This is a genomic window from Pantoea sp. DY-15 (assembly GCF_019795935.1).
Classification (GTDB): domain Bacteria; phylum Pseudomonadota; class Gammaproteobacteria; order Enterobacterales; family Enterobacteriaceae; genus Pantoea; species Pantoea leporis.
Map to the genome: position 1 here is coordinate 233,882 of NZ_JAIMIF010000004.1, position 15,162 is coordinate 249,043.

The 15,162-nt window shown below is 53.1% G+C and carries 20 protein-coding genes; 10 read left to right on the forward strand and 10 right to left on the reverse strand.

Annotation, left to right across the window (positions count from 1 at the left end):
* Window positions 1–3 precede the first annotated feature (3 nt).
* Genes rpoN through K5Y32_RS16230 form a run of 7 tightly spaced genes read right to left on the reverse strand, consistent with a single transcriptional unit; the run spans window position 4 to window position 5,877 of the window.
* Entirely contained in the window at window positions 4–1,443 is a 1,440-nt protein-coding gene (gene rpoN / locus K5Y32_RS16200) for an RNA polymerase factor sigma-54 (protein ID WP_101762282.1), read from the reverse strand.
* A gap of 48 nt (window positions 1,444–1,491) precedes the next feature.
* Window positions 1,492–2,217 carry an LPS export ABC transporter ATP-binding protein gene (gene lptB, locus K5Y32_RS16205; RefSeq protein ID WP_008104371.1) on the reverse strand — a complete coding sequence of 242 codons (726 nt, stop codon included), beginning with the start codon at window positions 2,215–2,217 and terminating at the stop codon, window positions 1,492–1,494.
* 5 nt (window positions 2,218–2,222) lie between these two features.
* On the reverse strand, window positions 2,223–2,777 hold the full coding sequence (gene lptA, locus K5Y32_RS16210; RefSeq protein WP_036648348.1) for a lipopolysaccharide ABC transporter substrate-binding protein LptA: 555 nt from the start codon (window positions 2,775–2,777) through the stop codon (window positions 2,223–2,225).
* Window positions 2,752–3,324: an LPS export ABC transporter periplasmic protein LptC gene (gene lptC, locus K5Y32_RS16215; protein ID WP_101762281.1), complete on the reverse strand. Its 573-nt coding sequence runs from the start codon at window positions 3,322–3,324 to the stop codon at window positions 2,752–2,754. Before lptC ends, lptA begins: the two co-directional genes overlap by 26 nt.
* Window positions 3,321–3,887, reverse strand: coding sequence for a 3-deoxy-manno-octulosonate-8-phosphatase KdsC (gene kdsC / locus K5Y32_RS16220; RefSeq protein WP_222185112.1), 567 nt, complete (start codon window positions 3,885–3,887; stop codon window positions 3,321–3,323). The genes lptC and kdsC overlap by 4 nt, the downstream gene beginning before the upstream one ends.
* Window positions 3,888–3,899: 12 nt before the next feature.
* Window positions 3,900–4,880 carry an arabinose-5-phosphate isomerase KdsD gene (gene kdsD / locus K5Y32_RS16225; protein WP_110868082.1) on the reverse strand — a complete coding sequence of 327 codons (981 nt, stop codon included), beginning with the start codon at window positions 4,878–4,880 and terminating at the stop codon, window positions 3,900–3,902.
* 13 nt (window positions 4,881–4,893) lie between these two features.
* Window positions 4,894–5,877, reverse strand: a complete 984-nt coding sequence (locus K5Y32_RS16230; RefSeq protein ID WP_101762278.1) for a calcium/sodium antiporter — start codon at window positions 5,875–5,877, stop codon at window positions 4,894–4,896.
* 227 nt (window positions 5,878–6,104) lie between these two features.
* Here K5Y32_RS16230 and mlaF point away from each other — a divergent pair, with 227 nt between their 5' ends.
* The 7 genes from mlaF to murA all read left to right on the forward strand — a co-directional run bounded on the left by mlaF (window position 6,105) and on the right by murA (window position 10,885).
* Window positions 6,105–6,920 carry a phospholipid ABC transporter ATP-binding protein MlaF gene (gene mlaF / locus K5Y32_RS16235; RefSeq protein WP_008104360.1) on the forward strand — a complete coding sequence of 272 codons (816 nt, stop codon included), beginning with the start codon at window positions 6,105–6,107 and terminating at the stop codon, window positions 6,918–6,920.
* A gap of 4 nt (window positions 6,921–6,924) precedes the next feature.
* A complete protein-coding gene (mlaE, locus tag K5Y32_RS16240; RefSeq protein WP_007886633.1) occupies window positions 6,925–7,707 on the forward strand; it encodes a lipid asymmetry maintenance ABC transporter permease subunit MlaE in 783 nt (260 codons plus the stop codon).
* 4 nt (window positions 7,708–7,711) lie between these two features.
* Window positions 7,712–8,248: an outer membrane lipid asymmetry maintenance protein MlaD gene (gene mlaD / locus K5Y32_RS16245; RefSeq protein ID WP_176970166.1), complete on the forward strand. Its 537-nt coding sequence runs from the start codon at window positions 7,712–7,714 to the stop codon at window positions 8,246–8,248.
* Between the two features lie 18 nt (window positions 8,249–8,266).
* The gene (gene mlaC / locus K5Y32_RS16250; RefSeq protein ID WP_222185310.1) at window positions 8,267–8,902 is read left to right on the forward strand and encodes a phospholipid-binding protein MlaC; all 636 of its coding nucleotides are present in this window, start codon (window positions 8,267–8,269) and stop codon (window positions 8,900–8,902) included.
* Window positions 8,902–9,207 (forward strand): lipid asymmetry maintenance protein MlaB, encoded by a 306-nt coding sequence (gene mlaB, locus K5Y32_RS16255; protein ID WP_008104353.1) that lies wholly within the window; start codon window positions 8,902–8,904, stop codon window positions 9,205–9,207. Before mlaC ends, mlaB begins: the two co-directional genes overlap by 1 nt.
* Before the next feature lie 114 nt (window positions 9,208–9,321).
* A complete protein-coding gene (gene ibaG / locus K5Y32_RS16260) occupies window positions 9,322–9,579 on the forward strand; it encodes a BolA family iron metabolism protein IbaG (RefSeq protein ID WP_008104351.1) in 258 nt (85 codons plus the stop codon).
* Window positions 9,580–9,625: 46 nt separating this feature from the next.
* Complete coding sequence (murA, locus tag K5Y32_RS16265; RefSeq protein WP_222185114.1) at window positions 9,626–10,885, forward strand: UDP-N-acetylglucosamine 1-carboxyvinyltransferase; 1,260 nt, start codon at window positions 9,626–9,628, stop codon at window positions 10,883–10,885.
* Between the two features lie 68 nt (window positions 10,886–10,953).
* Here murA and K5Y32_RS16270 read toward each other — a convergent pair whose 3' ends face one another.
* Together K5Y32_RS16270 and ispB are read right to left on the reverse strand one after the other, a co-directional pair.
* The gene (locus K5Y32_RS16270) at window positions 10,954–11,235 is read right to left on the reverse strand and encodes a helix-turn-helix transcriptional regulator (RefSeq protein WP_222185311.1); all 282 of its coding nucleotides are present in this window, start codon (window positions 11,233–11,235) and stop codon (window positions 10,954–10,956) included.
* Window positions 11,236–11,469: 234 nt separating this feature from the next.
* Window positions 11,470–12,441 carry an octaprenyl diphosphate synthase gene (gene ispB / locus K5Y32_RS16275; RefSeq protein WP_222185116.1) on the reverse strand — a complete coding sequence of 324 codons (972 nt, stop codon included), beginning with the start codon at window positions 12,439–12,441 and terminating at the stop codon, window positions 11,470–11,472.
* A gap of 253 nt (window positions 12,442–12,694) precedes the next feature.
* Here ispB and rplU point away from each other — a divergent pair, with 253 nt between their 5' ends.
* The 3 genes from rplU to cgtA all read left to right on the forward strand — a co-directional run bounded on the left by rplU (window position 12,695) and on the right by cgtA (window position 14,704).
* The gene (gene rplU, locus K5Y32_RS16280) at window positions 12,695–13,006 is read left to right on the forward strand and encodes a 50S ribosomal protein L21 (protein WP_007886644.1); all 312 of its coding nucleotides are present in this window, start codon (window positions 12,695–12,697) and stop codon (window positions 13,004–13,006) included.
* A gap of 15 nt (window positions 13,007–13,021) precedes the next feature.
* Window positions 13,022–13,279, forward strand: coding sequence for a 50S ribosomal protein L27 (gene rpmA / locus K5Y32_RS16285; RefSeq protein ID WP_007886647.1), 258 nt, complete (start codon window positions 13,022–13,024; stop codon window positions 13,277–13,279).
* A gap of 249 nt (window positions 13,280–13,528) precedes the next feature.
* Complete coding sequence (cgtA, locus tag K5Y32_RS16290) at window positions 13,529–14,704, forward strand: Obg family GTPase CgtA (protein ID WP_008104343.1); 1,176 nt, start codon at window positions 13,529–13,531, stop codon at window positions 14,702–14,704.
* 40 nt (window positions 14,705–14,744) lie between these two features.
* On the opposite strand, the gene K5Y32_RS16295 is transcribed toward cgtA, so the two are convergent.
* Window positions 14,745–15,161 carry a hotdog fold thioesterase gene (locus K5Y32_RS16295; RefSeq protein WP_222185118.1) on the reverse strand — a complete coding sequence of 139 codons (417 nt, stop codon included), beginning with the start codon at window positions 15,159–15,161 and terminating at the stop codon, window positions 14,745–14,747.
* Window position 15,162: the final 1 nt, after the last annotated feature.

The window sequence follows — 15,162 nt, forward strand, 5'->3', positions numbered from 1 at the left end:
CGGTCAAACCAATTGCTTGCGCTGGTTTGATGGCGGTATCGATAAAGACTCGCGATATTTAGCAACCGTACGTCGCGCAACCATGATGCCCTGTTCGGATAACATGGAGGTCAGTTTGCTGTCGCTCAAGGGTTTTGCGGGGTTTTCCGCCGAGATTAATTTTTTCACTAATGCACGAATCGCCGTGGAAGAGGCTTCGCCGCCGCCTTCGGTGTTGACGTGACTGGAGAAAAAATACTTCAGTTCAAAGATGCCACGCGGGCTGTGTAAATACTTTTGCGTGGTCACGCGGGAAATGGTGGATTCATGCATATCAACAGCTTGAGCGATATCCGCCAACACCATCGGACGCATGTACTCCTCACCCTGCTCAAAAAACGCCTGCTGCTGCTCAACGATACAGCGTGTCACTTTCAGCAGCGTGTCGTTGCGGCTCTCCAGGCTCTTAATCAGCCACTTGGCTTCCTGTAAGTTGCTGCGAATGAACTGGTTATCGCTTTCATTACGGCCAGCTCCGCCCATCGCAGCGTACTGCTGATTGATTTTCAGGCGCGGCATGCTGTCGGAATTGAGTTCAACCGTCCAGCGCTTGCTGATTTTGCGCACCAGCACATCGGGAATGACATATTCCGGTTCGCTGGTGTTGATCGACTGGCCTGGGCGCGGATCGAGTGACTGAATCAGCAGCATCGCCTCTTTCAGCACTTCTTCCTTCAGACGGGTTACGCGCATTAGGCTGCGGAAATCATGGTTGGCCAGCAGATCGAGATGTTCGCTAACAATCAGGCGTGCTTCCGCCAGCATGGGCGTGTCGGCAGCATATTGCGACAGCTGGACTAACAGGCAATCACGCAAATCACGTGCACCGACGCCGATTGGATCAAAACGCTGCACGCGCTTGAGCACGGCTTCGACTTCTTCCAGCGCCAGCTCTTCATCACCAATACTGTCATAAATGTCTTGTAAGCTGACGGTGAGGTAGCCGGTGTCATCAATGGCATCAACAATTGACGTGGCAATCGCGCGATCGGTATCAGTGAACGGCGTTAACTCAACCTGCCACATCAGGTAATCCTGCAGCGATTGGGTGGTTTCGCCTTGGTAGATCGGCAGTTCGTCATCCTGGTAATCGGTGCCGGTGCCTGACGGTGTGCCTGCGGTGTAGATTTCGTCCCAGGTAGCGTCGAGCGGAAGCTCTTCAGGCATATCTTTCTGCTCAAGCGCTTCGCGCGTGTCTAACGAATCACTTTCCTGATCCTGAAATTCACGTGCGTCAACTTCTTCGTGCAGTTCGGTTTGTTCAAGCAGCGGATTGCTTTCCAGCGCCAGTTGCAGTTCTTGCTGGAGTTCAAGCGTAGAGAGTTGCAGCAAGCGAATGGCTTGCTGCAACTGTGGAGTCATCGCCAGCTGTTGGCTGAGCCTGAGTTGCAAACCTTGCTTCATAATTCGGTAAGAATTTCCTAAGCAAACGTAGGGTGTTACAACACCTTATCAGAGTCTGAACTCTTCGCCCAAATAAACACGCTTAACTTGCTCATCTACAAGAATTTCATCAGGCGTGCCATGGGCAATTAAATGTCCCTGGCTGACGATATAAGCGCGTTCACACACCGCGAGGGTTTCACGCACGTTGTGGTCGGTAATCAGCACGCCAAGGCCGCTGTCACGCAGATGCTCGATGATTTTCTTGATGTCGATAACCGAGATCGGGTCAACACCGGCAAAAGGCTCATCCAGCAGGATGAATTTCGGATTAGCCGCCAGCGCGCGGGCAATTTCCACACGACGGCGTTCACCACCCGACAGCGCCTGGCCCATGCTGTCGCGCAGATGGCCAATATGGAACTCTTCCATCAGCTCGTTGGCCCGATCCTGACGCTGTTCTTCGGTTAAATCATCACGGATCTGCAGCACAGCCATCAGGTTGTCGTACACGCTCAGGCGACGGAAGATCGAAGCTTCCTGCGGCAGATAGCCGATGCCGCGACGGGCGCGCGCATGCAGCGGCAGAATGCTGATGTCTTCATCATCAATCACGATGCGGCCGGCATCGCGCGGCACAATGCCCACCACCATGTAGAAGGTGGTGGTTTTACCGGCACCGTTTGGGCCCAGCAGGCCGACAATCTCGCCGGATTTTACCTGCAGGCTAACATCTTCCACCACGCGGCGGCCTTTGTAGGCTTTCGCCAGGTTTTCAGCGATTAGTGTAGCCATAGCAATCAGTTACTCTTTTTAGGGCTCGCGGACGAACCGTTTTTGTCCTGCAGCTGCGACGGTACCAAAACGGTAGTCACGCGCTTGCTGTCGCCCTGGCTGAACGCCTGCATCTTCTGCTCTTTCACCAGGTAAGTGATGCGGTCGCCTTTGATGTTGCTGTCCTGCTGCTGAATGAAGGCATTGCCGGTCAGCTCAACAAAATCGTTCGCCAATTCATAGTGCAGTTTACTGGCGTGGCCTTGCACCGGCTTACCGTTATCCTGCATCTGATAGAAGGTGGCTGGCGTGCCGTAAGCATCAACAATGGTTTTTTTGCTATCGCCGCCCGGACGAGTGACCACCACTTTATCGGCGGTAATCTTGATGGAACCCTGCGTCACAATTACGTTGCCGGTAAAGGTCGCAACGTTGCCCTGCAGATCCAGCGCCTGGTTAACGGAGTCGATATTTACCGGTTTGTCTGAGTCGCCGGTTAATGCCAGCGCAGGCAGGCTCGTTGCCAGCAGCGTACTCACCAGCAATAACTTAAGGCTATTTTTGTTCATTTTGAATTTCATAGGAAGTTTTGACCTTTTCAAGCAGCTCAGCATGTTTCGTCCGTAAATTGCCGCGCATTTTCATGCCAGTGGAATTAAAACTGCGGCCAAAAAGGGTGACTTGATCGTCAGATGTCACATCCTGGGTGACCAAATTAACCTGAGCGTTATCGGTAAGGATGCGCTCAAGCTGTGAATCCTGAGTCAAAGAATTGACAACAACGTTGCCGTAAAGATAAAGCATACGATCTTTGGTCAGCTTTGCCTTATCGGCGCGTACCGACCATGTCGCCACTTTATTTACGTCATAGGTGGTCATCACCGGATTATCGAACCAACTTATCTCATCGGCAGCAAAGTAGGTCACTTTATCGGAGACCAGCTTATAGCCCAGCGCGCCTGTGGGGTTATACACCACCGTGTTCGATTTCTCGCTGGTGTAGGTTGGCGCTTGATCGTTGGTTGCCACCGGCGTTCTGTCGTCATCCTGGTTGGTGAGATTCCAGCCGATCAGCACTAAGGCGATCAAGGCCAGGATCAGCGTCATCCAACGCCTGCTCTTACTCATATTGATTGCCCTTTGGCATCCTCAAATTTGTTCTGCGCCATCAAAATCAGATCGCACAACTCACGTACCGCGCCGCGACCACCGGCAATGCGGGTCACATAATGCGCGCGCGGCAGTAAAATCGGGTGAGCATCAGCAACGGCAACGCCCAACCCCGCCTGCGCCATTACCGGCCAGTCGATCAGGTCATCGCCAATGTAGGCGACCTGATCGGCCGTTAATGACAGTTTATCCAGGAGTTCCCGCCAGGCCAAAAGCTTATCCGATTGTCCCTGGTAAAGATGCGTAATGCCGAGCGTCTTACAGCGATCTTCCAGCAGTTTTGCTTTGCGGCCGGTAATAATAGCCACTTCGACGCCGGAGGTCAGCAGGCAACGCACGCCATAACCATCACGCACGTTAAAAGCTTTCAGCTCTTCACCGCTGTTGCCCATATAAATGACGCCATCGGACATCACGCCATCAACGTCACAAATCAGCAGGCGAATCTTCGCAGCACGCGCCATGACGTCCGCGCTCACCGGACCGTAGCAAGTCTCGACCATCGCCGTTTCAGCACTCATTATTTCTTCCTGTTAGACCACGCCAGCGCGCAGCATGTCATGCATATGTACCACACCGAGCAGGCGATCGTCATCGGCCACCAGCAGGGCGGTGATGTTTTTGTTTTGCATCAAATTAAGGGCGTCAACGGCCAGCATATTGGGGCGCACGCGAATGCCGCCGCTGGTCATCACTTCCTGAATGGTGGCTTTCTGGAAATCGATGCCCATATCGAACACGCGACGCAAGTCACCATCGGTGAAGATGCCTTCGATTTTCATTAGGTCATCGACGATCACCGTCAAACCGAGATTCTTACGGGTAATTTCCAGCAGCGCATCACGCATCGACGCATCACGGCTAACGTGAGGAATTTCATCGCCGCTGTGCATGATATCGCTGACGTGTAGCAGCAGTTTGCGGCCCAGCGCACCGCCGGGATGCGACAGCGCAAAATCTTCCTGGGTAAATCCGCGCGCTTCCAATAACGCCACGGCTAGCGCATCGCCCATCACTAAAGTCGCGGTGGTGCTGGTGGTTGGTGCCAGGCCGAGCGGACAAGCTTCCTGCGGCACTTTCACACACAGATGCACATCTGCAGCGCGGCCCATCGCGCTCTCAGGACGGCCGGTGATACAAATCAGCTGCACTTTCTGGCGCTTTAACACCGGCACCAACGCAAGGATTTCGCCGGATTCACCACTGTTAGAAATCGCGATCACCACATCATTGGTGCTGACCATGCCGAGATCGCCGTGGCTGGCTTCGCCGGGATGCACAAAGAACGAAGGTGTACCGGTGCTGGCAAAAGTCGCGGCCATTTTTTTACCGATATGCCCGGATTTGCCCATGCCCATCACCACCACTTTGCCGCGGCAGGCAAAGATCATCGCGCAGGCGCGATCGAAATCATCATTGATATATTGATCAAGCTGCTCCAGCCCTTCGCGTTCGATGCGCAGCACCGCTTTGCCTGCTTGCTGAAAATCGAAATCCGGTTGCTGATGTGACATGGTCAGTCCGTCCTTAATAGCTTGTGATAAGCATGGGGCTCAGCCATAGCCACAGCACCCACGCGATAAAACCACCTAATAATAGTGTGCCTGCGATACGACCAATACGGCGTTTGCGCAGCAGGCAGAGCAAGGCGAACAGTACGCTCACTGCCAGCATCACCCAGTAATCACGTGCGAAGGCATGCGCATCAACGCTGCCGGGATGAATCAGCGCCGGCAGGCCGAGTACAATCGCCAGATTGAAAATATTGGCGCCGATCAGGTTACCGATCGCGATATCGTCCTCACCTTTCAGCGCGCCAGCCACCACGGTGGCCAGTTCGGGCAAACTGGTGCCGACGGCGATTAGCGTCAGGCCCATCACCAGTTCGCTCACACCAAAGTAGTCGGCAAAGACGGTGGCGTTGTCGATCACCATACGCGTCGACATCGGCAAAATAATCAGTGCAACCGCCAGCCACAGAAAGGCCACGGTGTTGCCGGCTTCATCGCGCGGCAGCTCCGCCAGCTGTTCGCGGGTTAGCGTGTCGTTATTGTCGCGTTCAGCACGGCGAGCAATGCGAATCACCACCAGCAGATAACCCAATGCAATCAGCAGTAACGCTATGCCGTCGAGTCGACTTAAATAGTTATCAAACAGCATGATGCCGCTGAGCAGTGAGACTAGCAGCATTAATGGCAATTCGCGCCGAATCAGATTGGAGTGTACTGTCAATGGGTGGAGCAACGCCGCGCCGCCCAGAATTAATAGAATATTGGTAATGTTCGAGCCCAGCGCGGTGCCAACCGCTAAATCCATCTGCCCATGCTGTGCGGCCGAAAACGAGACGATCAATTCCGGTAATGATGTGCCAATGCTTACCACCGTCATACCAATGATCAGCGGTGGGATGCCAAAGGATCGACAGAGGATCGCGGCGCTAAATACCAAACGGTCGGCACCGTAAACCAGTAATATCAATCCGATAAACAGCAAGGCAGAGGCTACGAACATTAAAAATCCTTGATGGATGGAGGTGTCGGCGAACCTTGTCCGACGGGTAAAAACATTCTGCACGCACTAACAGGCGCTGATTTTGACTGTCTGAGAGGCAAAAGTAAATTTTAAGGCCGTTTTCGCCACACTAAGTGGGTAAGTTTCTGTAAAACTATCGTGCATTCGAGGCTACCAGGCTACCATCCACAGCTTTGATAGCGCCCGATCCGCATAAAGAGGTAAAGATGATCCAGCAGCAAACGAATCTGGTTGAGGTTCGTGGCGTCAGTTTCACGCGCGGAGATCGTACTATCTTCGACGACATCTCGTTAACGGTACCTGCCGGTAAAGTCACCGCGATTATGGGCCCGTCCGGAATTGGCAAAACCACATTATTGCGTCTGATCGGTGGGCAATTACAGCCCGATAAAGGCGAGATTTGGTTCCGCGATCAAAATATCCCGACGCTTTCCCGCACCAAATTGTACGAAGCGCGTAAAAAAATGAGCATGCTGTTTCAGTCCGGCGCGCTGTTTACCGATCTCAACGTGTATGAAAACGTTGCCTGGCCGTTGCGTGAACATACGCAGCTGCCGCCAGAGCTGTTGCACAGCACCGTATTGATGAAGCTGGAAGCGGTGGGTTTGCGCGGAGCCGCTAAACTAATGCCTGCCGAACTCTCTGGCGGTATGGCACGCCGTGCGGCGCTGGCGCGTGCTATCGCGCTGGAACCCGAATTGATCATGTTTGATGAGCCTTTTGTCGGCCAGGATCCAATTACCATGGGCGTGCTGGTGAAGTTAATTGATGAACTGAATCATGCTCTGGGCCTGACCTGCATCGTGGTTTCACACGATGTGCCTGAGGTCTTGAGCATTGCCGATCATGCCTATATTGTTGCCGGACAAAAAATCATTGCTCAGGGTAGCGCGCCGGAACTGCGGGAAAATCCCGATCCGCGTGTGCGCCAGTTTATCGAGGGTCATGCGGATGGTCCGGTGCCTTTCCGCTTTGCCGCTGGCGATTATCTCAGCGACTTGACCCGCTCAGGGAGAACGTAAACTGATGTTGTTACAGGCGCTAGCGTCATTTGGACGTCAGGGAATCAATACCTGTGCCGCTTTTGGCCGCGCAGGCCTCATGTTATTTCATGCGTTAGTCGGTAAGCCGGCGTTTCGTCGCCATGCGCCGCTGCTGGTGAAACAGCTATATAGCGTGGGCGTGTTATCGTTACTGATCATCGTGGTATCTGGCTTGTTTATTGGCATGGTGCTGGGGCTGCAAGGCTATCTGGTGCTCACCACTTACAATGCGGAAACCAGCCTTGGCATGCTGGTGGCGCTCTCGCTGCTGCGTGAGCTCGGTCCGGTCGTCACGGCGTTGCTGTTTGCAGGCCGTGCGGGTTCAGCGTTAACCGCTGAAATCGGGCTGATGAAAGCCACCGAACAGCTCTCCAGCATGGAGATGATGGCCGTCGATCCGCTACGACGCGTGGTCTCACCGCGCTTCTGGGCCGGATTTATCAGCATGCCGTTGCTGGCGTTGATCTTTACCGCCGTTGGTATTGCCGGTGGCGCGCTGGTTGGCGTGAGCTGGAAAGGGATCGATCCCGGTTTCTTCTGGTCGGCGATGCAGAACGCGGTAGATTTCCGCACTGATGTCGTTAACTGCATGATCAAAAGCGCAGTCTTTGCCGTCACGGTAACCTGGATTGCGCTGTTTAATGGTTATGATGCCATCCCGACCTCGGAAGGGATCAGCCGTGCGACAACGCGTACCGTGGTGCACGCTTCACTGGCGGTACTCGGTTTAGATTTTGTGCTGACAGCACTGATGTTTGGGAATTGATGCAATGCAAAGCAAGAAAAACGAAATCTGGGTTGGCGTCTTCATGCTGGCTGCGCTGCTGGCGCTGTTATTCCTCGGCCTGCGCGTTGCCGATCTCAAAACTATCGGCACCGAACCAACGTGGAAGATGTATGCCACCTTCGATAATATCGGCGGACTAAAAGTCAGTTCTCCGGTGAAAATTGGCGGCGTGTTGATTGGCCGGGTGTCAGATATTGCGCTGGATGAGAAAACCCTCTCACCGCGTGTGACCATGGATATTAGCGATAAATACGCTGATAAGATTCCCGACACCAGCTCATTAGCCATCCGCACTCAAGGCCTGCTCGGTGAGCAGTTCCTGGCGCTGAATTTAGGTTTTGACGATCCCGAGCTTGGCTCTTCTATGCTGAAAGATGGCGGCACGCTGCGTGACACCAAGTCGGCGCTGGTGCTGGAAGACCTGATCGGTCAATTCCTCTATAAAAGCGGCGATAACAAATCTGACGATAAATCACAGGGTGCGGAGAGCGCACCAGCAGCACCAGCAACAACGGAATAACCTACGAGGTAAAACATGATGTTTAAACGTTTACTGATGATTGCCGTGTTGGCAATCGCACCGCTGGCAGCCAACGCTGCAGCGGATCAAACTAATCCTTACAAGCTGATGAACGAAGCGGCGGACAAGACCTTTACCCGTTTGAAAAACGAACAGCCGAAGATTAAGCAGGATCCGAACTATCTGCGTGAAGTGGTACGTCAGGAACTGATGCCGTACGTGCAGGTAAAATATGCCGGTGCGTTGGTTCTTGGTCGCTATTATCGCGATGCGACACCGGCGCAACGTGATGCCTACTTTGCCGCGTTCGGCGATTATCTGGCGCAGGCTTACGGCCAGGCGCTGGCGCTCTACAACGGTCAAACCTACCAGATTCAGCCGGAGCAGCCGATTGGCGATGCCAATATCGTGGCGATTCGCGTCACCATCATCGATCCTAATGGGCGTCCGCCTGTGCGTCTCGATTTCCAGTGGCGTAAGAACAGCCAAACTGGCAACTGGCAGGCGTATGATATGGTGGCCGAAGGCATCAGCATGATCACCACGAAACAGAATGAGTGGGGCGATCTGCTGCGTACCAAAGGCATTGATGGCTTGACGGCTCAGCTGAAAACCTATGCCGCACAGCCGATCACCCTGGATAAAAAGCAATAATGAGTGAACCGTTACGCTGGCAGCGCACTGCCAGCACGCTGGCCTTAAGCGGCAAATTAGATCGTGATACTTTGCTGACTTTGTGGCAGGAACGTGACACTGCGGTGGCTGATATCACCACCATTGATGTCGCCGGGCTGGAAAGGGTGGATTCAGCGGGTTTAGCGCTATTGGTGCATCTGCGTGAAATTGCGCGTGCTCAAGGCAGCGCACCACTTTTCTCTGGGATCTCCGATAAACTCCAGTCACTGATCACGCTGTATAACCTGCAGCAGATTATTGTTTCTGCGGAAAAAATCGCCTGATCGAATGATGTCGATGCTAAGCCCCTGATTTTTTCAGGGGCTTTTGCGTATTTAAGAGTCAGGCGCTTTCCTCTAAGATGTCTGCCTTATTATTATTAAGCGAAGTAACGAGCGATGGAAAATAGTGAAGTTCAGGCCGTGCTGATGCAGGCGCTGGCATTAGAAGAAGTACACGTACTCAGCAACGATGGCAGCCATTTTCAGGTCATCGCGGTGGGCGAAATGTTCGGCGAACTGAGCCGCGTGAAGAAGCAGCAGGCTGTGTACGCGCCGCTGATGGAATATATTGCGGATAACCGTATTCATGCGGTTTCCATCAAAACTTATACCCCAGCCGAGTGGGCGCGCGACCGTAAACTCAACGGTTTCTAAGTGCCTCACCGGTTGTTTTATTGATAGATAATTGAGAGCGGTGTTAATGGACAAATTTCGTGTGCAAGGCCCCACCCGTTTAAGTGGTGAAGTGACCATTTCCGGGGCGAAGAATGCTGCGTTGCCGATTCTGTTTGCTGCGCTGCTGGCTGAAGAGCCGGTAGAGATTCAGAACGTACCGAAGCTGCGTGATATCGATACCACCATGAAGCTGCTGAATCTGCTGGGTGCGCGCGTTGAGCGCAATGGTTCGGTCCACGTTGATGCTCGCGAAGTTAATGTTTTCAGTGCGCCATACGATTTAGTGAAAACCATGCGTGCTTCGATTTGGGCGCTGGGTCCGCTGGTGGCGCGTTTTGGTCAGGGCCAGGTTTCACTGCCGGGCGGCTGCGCTATCGGTGCACGCCCAGTCGATCTGCACATTACTGGTCTGGAACAGCTTGGTGCGGAAATTAAGCTGGAAGAGGGTTACGTTAAAGCTTCTGTCAATGGCCGTCTGAAGGGCGCGCATATCGTGATGGATAAAGTGTCTGTCGGCGCTACCGTTACCATCATGAGCGCGGCCACGCTGGCCACCGGCATCACCATCATTGAGAACGCCGCGCGTGAGCCGGAGATTGTCGATACGGCAAACTTCCTCAACACGCTGGGTGCGAAAATCACCGGCGCGGGCACAGACAAAATCACCATTGAAGGTGTTGAGCGTCTGGGCGGCGGCGTTTATCGTGTGCTGCCAGATCGTATCGAAACCGGTACTTTCCTGGTCGCAGCAGCGATTTCACGGGGCAAAGTTGTTTGCCACAACACGAAGCCAGATACGCTGGATGCCGTGTTGTCTAAATTGCGTGAGGCTGGTGCAGAGATCGAAGTGGGCGAAGATTGGATCAGCCTGGATATGCACGGTAAGCGTCCAAAAGCGGTGAATATCCGTACCGCGCCGCATCCTGGCTTCCCTACTGACATGCAAGCGCAGTTCACACTGTTGAACCTGGTGGCAGAAGGAACCGGTGTGATTACCGAAACCATCTTCGAAAACCGCTTTATGCATATCCCTGAGCTGATTCGTATGGGCGCGCACGCGGAAATTGAGAGCAATACAGCGATTTGTCATGGCGTAGAAACCTTGTCGGGCGCGCAGGTGATGGCCACCGATCTGCGTGCATCAGCGAGTCTGGTGCTGGCGGGTTGTATCGCGGAAGGCACCACGATAGTGGATCGTATCTATCACATCGACCGTGGCTACGAGCACATCGAAGATAAGTTGAAAGCGATGGGTGCAGATATCGAGCGCGTAAGCGGCGAATAATTTCTGCTTCGTAGATCAAAAAAACCAGTCACGGCAACGCGGCTGGTTTTTTTTCATTGGTATTACAGTCAGATCTTTTTACGATCCTTCGGCGTTCGTATGCGCTGCTTTCGATCCATCAGCATGCCGGTAACAGGATCATAATAACGGCTCGGCCATATATCGGCCGGATGAACCTTGATCGCATTGGCGATTAGCCACTCCCCTTTGGGCCAGGGACGCGACAGCGCATTGGCCAGTGTTGAGGAGCTAAGCCCTGATTCGCGGGACAGCGCTGCCAGTGACGTGCCTTTCTTACGTAATGCAGCAATGATATCTGCCGGGTGCCAATCCGCTTTCCTTGGGTACATAACTTTCTTCTCCATGTCCGTGTTATTACTTCATCTCCGCTGAAAAAAGCTTTCCCGTCGCAGAGAGATCTGGAAAAAATCCGCATTTTTATATCAAATGTTTCCAGTAATTTTCCAGTAAATGTTTGGCCGACGCACGAAACTGCGTCGCTTTTCGCAAAAGCGATGCAAGAGATGTAAGTAAAAAGGAGAAGAGTGAGGAAGGAAACGGAGCCAGAGAAGGCCCCGTTGAAATCAGAAGTCGCGCTGTACTGACATATGAGCCAGCGCTTCGAGTGCGCTGCGCCAAGGGCTTTCGGGTAATATCTGAAGTGCTGCGATGGCTTTATCCGCTTCTTCTTCAGCGCGTTTGCGCGTCCACTCCAGCGAGCCAGTCTGCTGCATTGCTGCCAGCACCGGTTCCAGCAGGTGACGACCGTTACCTTCTTCAATGGCTTTACGGATCATTTGCGCCTGCTCAGGCGTTCCGTTGTGCATCGCGTGCAGCAGCGGCAGCGTCGGTTTACCTTCGCTCAGGTCATCACCGGTATTTTTGCCCAGCGTTTCACCATCTGCGCTGTAATCCAGCAAATCATCAATTAACTGGAAAGCGGTGCCAAGGTAGCGACCATAATCCTGTAACGCCTTTTCCTGCGCGGGCGTCGCCTCAGCTAAAATCGCCGACGCTTGCGAGGCAGCTTCGAACAGGCGGGCGGTTTTGCTGTAGATCACCCGCATGTAACTCTCTTCCGTGATATCGGGATCGTTGCAGTTCATTAACTGCAGCACTTCTCCTTCGGCGATCACGTTGACCGCTTCCGACATCAGCGCAAGGATCTTCAAGGATCCCATGCTAGTCATCATCTGGAAAGAGCGCGTATAGATAAAATCGCCCACCAGCACGCTAGCCGCATTACCAAACGCGGCGTTCGCGGTGGCTTTGCCACGGCGCATATCGGATTCATCCACCACATCATCATGCAGCAGCGTCGCCGTATGGATAAATTCGATCAGCGCCGCATTGGTGATGTGCAACGATCCCTGATAATTCAGCGCGCGTGCCGACAGCACAGCGATCATCGGGCGGATGCGTTTGCCCCCGCCGCTGATAATGTAATAGCCCAACTGGTTAATCAGTGAGACTTCTGAATTCAGCTGCTCGAGGATGGTCTGGTTGACGGCCGCCATGTCCTGCGCGGTTAATTCATTAATCTGTTCTAAGTTCATTCGTCTTTTCAGCTTTACTCGTTTTTTGCATGGTAAGCGCTTTAAACAGCGTGAGTTCAGGTAATCTGTTACTGATTGTACTTGAAAAATCGGGTTGCGAAACGTTTGCATTCGCCTTGCGCTTTTTTTCTGCAAGAGAGTGCAAAGTGCTCTTGTCTTCTGCTGGAGTATTGCGTAGAATTCGCGCCCTATTGTGAATATTTATCGCGCCGCCTGATGAACAAGAAAGGCACGCGCAGAAGCGGAGTTTTATATGTACGCGGTTTTCCAAAGTGGTGGTAAACAACACCGAGTAAGCGAAGGTCAGACCGTTCGCCTGGAAAAGCTGGACATCGCAACCGGTGAAACCATTGAGTTTGACCAGGTTCTGATGATCGCAAATGGCGAAGACGTGAAAATCGGCGCGCCACTGGTTTCAGGCGGTGTGATCAAGGCAGAAGTTGTTGCTCACGGTCGTGGCGAGAAAATTAAGATCGTTAAGTTTCGTCGTCGTAAACACTACCGTAAGCAAGCTGGTCACCGTCAGTGGTTCACAGATGTGAAAATCACTGTGATCGGCGCGTAAGAGGAGATCTGACAAATGGCACATAAGAAGGCTGGTGGCTCGACCCGTAACGGTCGCGACTCCAACGCAAAACGTCTGGGTGTAAAACGTTTCGGTGGCGAATCTGTTCTGGCAGGTAGCATCATCGTTCGTCAGCGTGGCACCAAATTCCACGCAGGTAGCAACGTAGGTTGTGGTCGTGACCACACCCTGTTTGCAACCGCAGACGGCAAAGTAAAATTCGAGATTAAAGGCCCGAACAACCGTAAATACATCAGCATCGTTGCTGAGTAAGGTTGTCGTGCTGCAGACGTTTAACGTCTGAATACACGAATGAAAGGCCCCGCAGCTTTGCGGGGCTTTTTACATTCTGCTACTGAGGTTGCTGGATAACAGTTACGCTTTAGCACAGTTGTTGTACAATTTATGTACTCTTGGCTTTGCCAATCTTGTATTATCCGCCGTCGGTCAGCGCAGAAGACCCTGGCGGACCCGTTTGCGGCCTGCAAGCTGCCGTGAACGACAGCGTGACGGAGAAATAAAATGAAGTTTGTAGATGAAGCGACGATCCTTGCGGTCGCGGGTGATGGCGGCAACGGTTGCGTAAGCTTCCGCCGTGAAAAATATATTCCAAGAGGCGGCCCGGATGGCGGCGACGGCGGTGACGGCGGCGACGTATATCTGTTGGCGGATGAAAACCTCAACACCCTGATCGATTATCGCTTTGAAAAGTCTTTCCGTGCCGAACGTGGCCAGAATGGCCAAAGCCGTGATTGCACCGGTAAACGTGGTAAAGACATCATCGTTAAAGTGCCCGTTGGTACCCGCGTCATTGACCAGGGTACCGGTGAAACGCTGGGCGACATGACGCGTCATGAGCAGAAGCTGATGGTGGCGAAAGGCGGCTGGCATGGCCTTGGTAACACGCGCTTTAAATCCTCAGTTAACCGTTCCCCGCGTCAAAAAACTATGGGAACACCGGGCGAGAAGCGTGACCTGCAACTGGAACTGATGCTGCTGGCTGACGTTGGTATGTTGGGTCTGCCGAATGCCGGTAAATCGACCTTTATTCGCTCGGTATCCGCAGCGAAACCCAAAGTCGCGGATTATCCGTTTACTACGCTGGTACCAAGCCTTGGCGTGGTGCGTATGGACAACGAAAAAAGCTTTGTTGTCGCCGACATTCCTGGCCTGATTGAAGGCGCAGCGGATGGCGCAGGTTTGGGTATTCGCTTCCTGAAGCACCTTGAGCGTTGTCGCGTGCTGTTGCACCTGATCGATCTTGCCCCTATCGATGAATCTGATCCGGTAGAAAATGCCCGCATCATTCTCGGCGAACTGGAAAAATACAGCGATAAACTGTTCCAGAAGCCGCGCTGGTTAGTGTTCAACAAATGTGACCTGCTAAGCCGCGAAGAAGCGGAAAGCCGTGCCAAAGCGGTAGTGGAAGCATTAGGCTGGGAAGAAAAATATTACCTAATCTCTGCGGCTAGCCATGATGGCGTGAAAGATCTTTGCTGGGATGTGATGAGCTTTATCATCGAAAATCCAAAAGAAGCCGAAGAAGAAGCTAAAGAGCCAGAGAAAGTGGCCTTCATGTGGGATGATTATCACCGTGAAGCCATGGAAACGGCGCAGGAAGTGGAAGAAGACGACGATTGGGATGACGACTGGGACGAAGAGGACGACGAAGGCGTCGAAATCATTTACCAGCGTTAATCGTACAAAAAAGCGGCCCGAAGGCCGCTTTTTTTATGTCTTAACCCAGCACCGCCACCGTCAATCTCGAGGTGCAGCACAGTTGGTCGCGGGTGTTACGAATCTCAATCTGCCAGCTTTGATTACGCGCACCAAGGTGTAACGGGCGGCAAATACCGCGCACTTCACCGCTGCTTACTGCACGATGGTGGCTGGCGCTCACCTCAATCCCCACCACGCTTTTACCTTCTTCGATGCTGAGATAACCGGCAATCGATCCCATCGACTCCGCCAGCACCACAGAAGCGCCGCCGTGCAGCAGGCCAAACGGCTGATGCGTGCGGGCATCCACCGGCATGGTGGCTTCGAGATAATCTTCACCGATGGTGGTAAACACAATGCCAACGTGTGCCACCAGCGAGTTTTCACCCATCTTATTCAACGTTTCAACATCGACCGAACGTTTCCAGATTGCCATA

What these genes read in the sequence shown, in the direction of transcription:
- rpmA (WP_007886647.1), top strand. Translation starts at nt 13,022, where the DNA reads ATGGCACATAAGAAGGCTGGTGGCTCGACCCGTAACGGTCGCGACTCC.
- mlaC (WP_222185310.1), top strand. Translation starts at nt 8,267, where the DNA reads ATGTTTAAACGTTTACTGATGATTGCCGTGTTGGCAATCGCACCGCTG.
- kdsC (WP_222185112.1), bottom strand. Translation starts at nt 3,887, where the DNA reads ATGAGTGCTGAAACGGCGATGGTCGAGACTTGCTACGGTCCGGTGAGC.
- mlaF (WP_008104360.1), top strand. Translation starts at nt 6,105, where the DNA reads ATGATCCAGCAGCAAACGAATCTGGTTGAGGTTCGTGGCGTCAGTTTC.
- mlaD (WP_176970166.1), top strand. Translation starts at nt 7,712, where the DNA reads ATGCAAAGCAAGAAAAACGAAATCTGGGTTGGCGTCTTCATGCTGGCT.
- K5Y32_RS16230 (WP_101762278.1), bottom strand. Translation starts at nt 5,877, where the DNA reads ATGTTCGTAGCCTCTGCCTTGCTGTTTATCGGATTGATATTACTGGTT.
- lptA (WP_036648348.1), bottom strand. Translation starts at nt 2,777, where the DNA reads ATGAAATTCAAAATGAACAAAAATAGCCTTAAGTTATTGCTGGTGAGT.
- K5Y32_RS16270 (WP_222185311.1), bottom strand. Translation starts at nt 11,235, where the DNA reads ATGTACCCAAGGAAAGCGGATTGGCACCCGGCAGATATCATTGCTGCA.
- rpoN (WP_101762282.1), bottom strand. Translation starts at nt 1,443, where the DNA reads ATGAAGCAAGGTTTGCAACTCAGGCTCAGCCAACAGCTGGCGATGACT.
- mlaE (WP_007886633.1), top strand. Translation starts at nt 6,925, where the DNA reads ATGTTGTTACAGGCGCTAGCGTCATTTGGACGTCAGGGAATCAATACC.
- K5Y32_RS16295 (WP_222185118.1), bottom strand. Translation starts at nt 15,161, where the DNA reads ATGGCAATCTGGAAACGTTCGGTCGATGTTGAAACGTTGAATAAGATG.
- murA (WP_222185114.1), top strand. Translation starts at nt 9,626, where the DNA reads ATGGACAAATTTCGTGTGCAAGGCCCCACCCGTTTAAGTGGTGAAGTG.
- rplU (WP_007886644.1), top strand. Translation starts at nt 12,695, where the DNA reads ATGTACGCGGTTTTCCAAAGTGGTGGTAAACAACACCGAGTAAGCGAA.
- ispB (WP_222185116.1), bottom strand. Translation starts at nt 12,441, where the DNA reads ATGAACTTAGAACAGATTAATGAATTAACCGCGCAGGACATGGCGGCC.
- kdsD (WP_110868082.1), bottom strand. Translation starts at nt 4,880, where the DNA reads ATGTCACATCAGCAACCGGATTTCGATTTTCAGCAAGCAGGCAAAGCG.
- ibaG (WP_008104351.1), top strand. Translation starts at nt 9,322, where the DNA reads ATGGAAAATAGTGAAGTTCAGGCCGTGCTGATGCAGGCGCTGGCATTA.
- lptC (WP_101762281.1), bottom strand. Translation starts at nt 3,324, where the DNA reads ATGAGTAAGAGCAGGCGTTGGATGACGCTGATCCTGGCCTTGATCGCC.
- lptB (WP_008104371.1), bottom strand. Translation starts at nt 2,217, where the DNA reads ATGGCTACACTAATCGCTGAAAACCTGGCGAAAGCCTACAAAGGCCGC.
- mlaB (WP_008104353.1), top strand. Translation starts at nt 8,902, where the DNA reads ATGAGTGAACCGTTACGCTGGCAGCGCACTGCCAGCACGCTGGCCTTA.
- cgtA (WP_008104343.1), top strand. Translation starts at nt 13,529, where the DNA reads ATGAAGTTTGTAGATGAAGCGACGATCCTTGCGGTCGCGGGTGATGGC.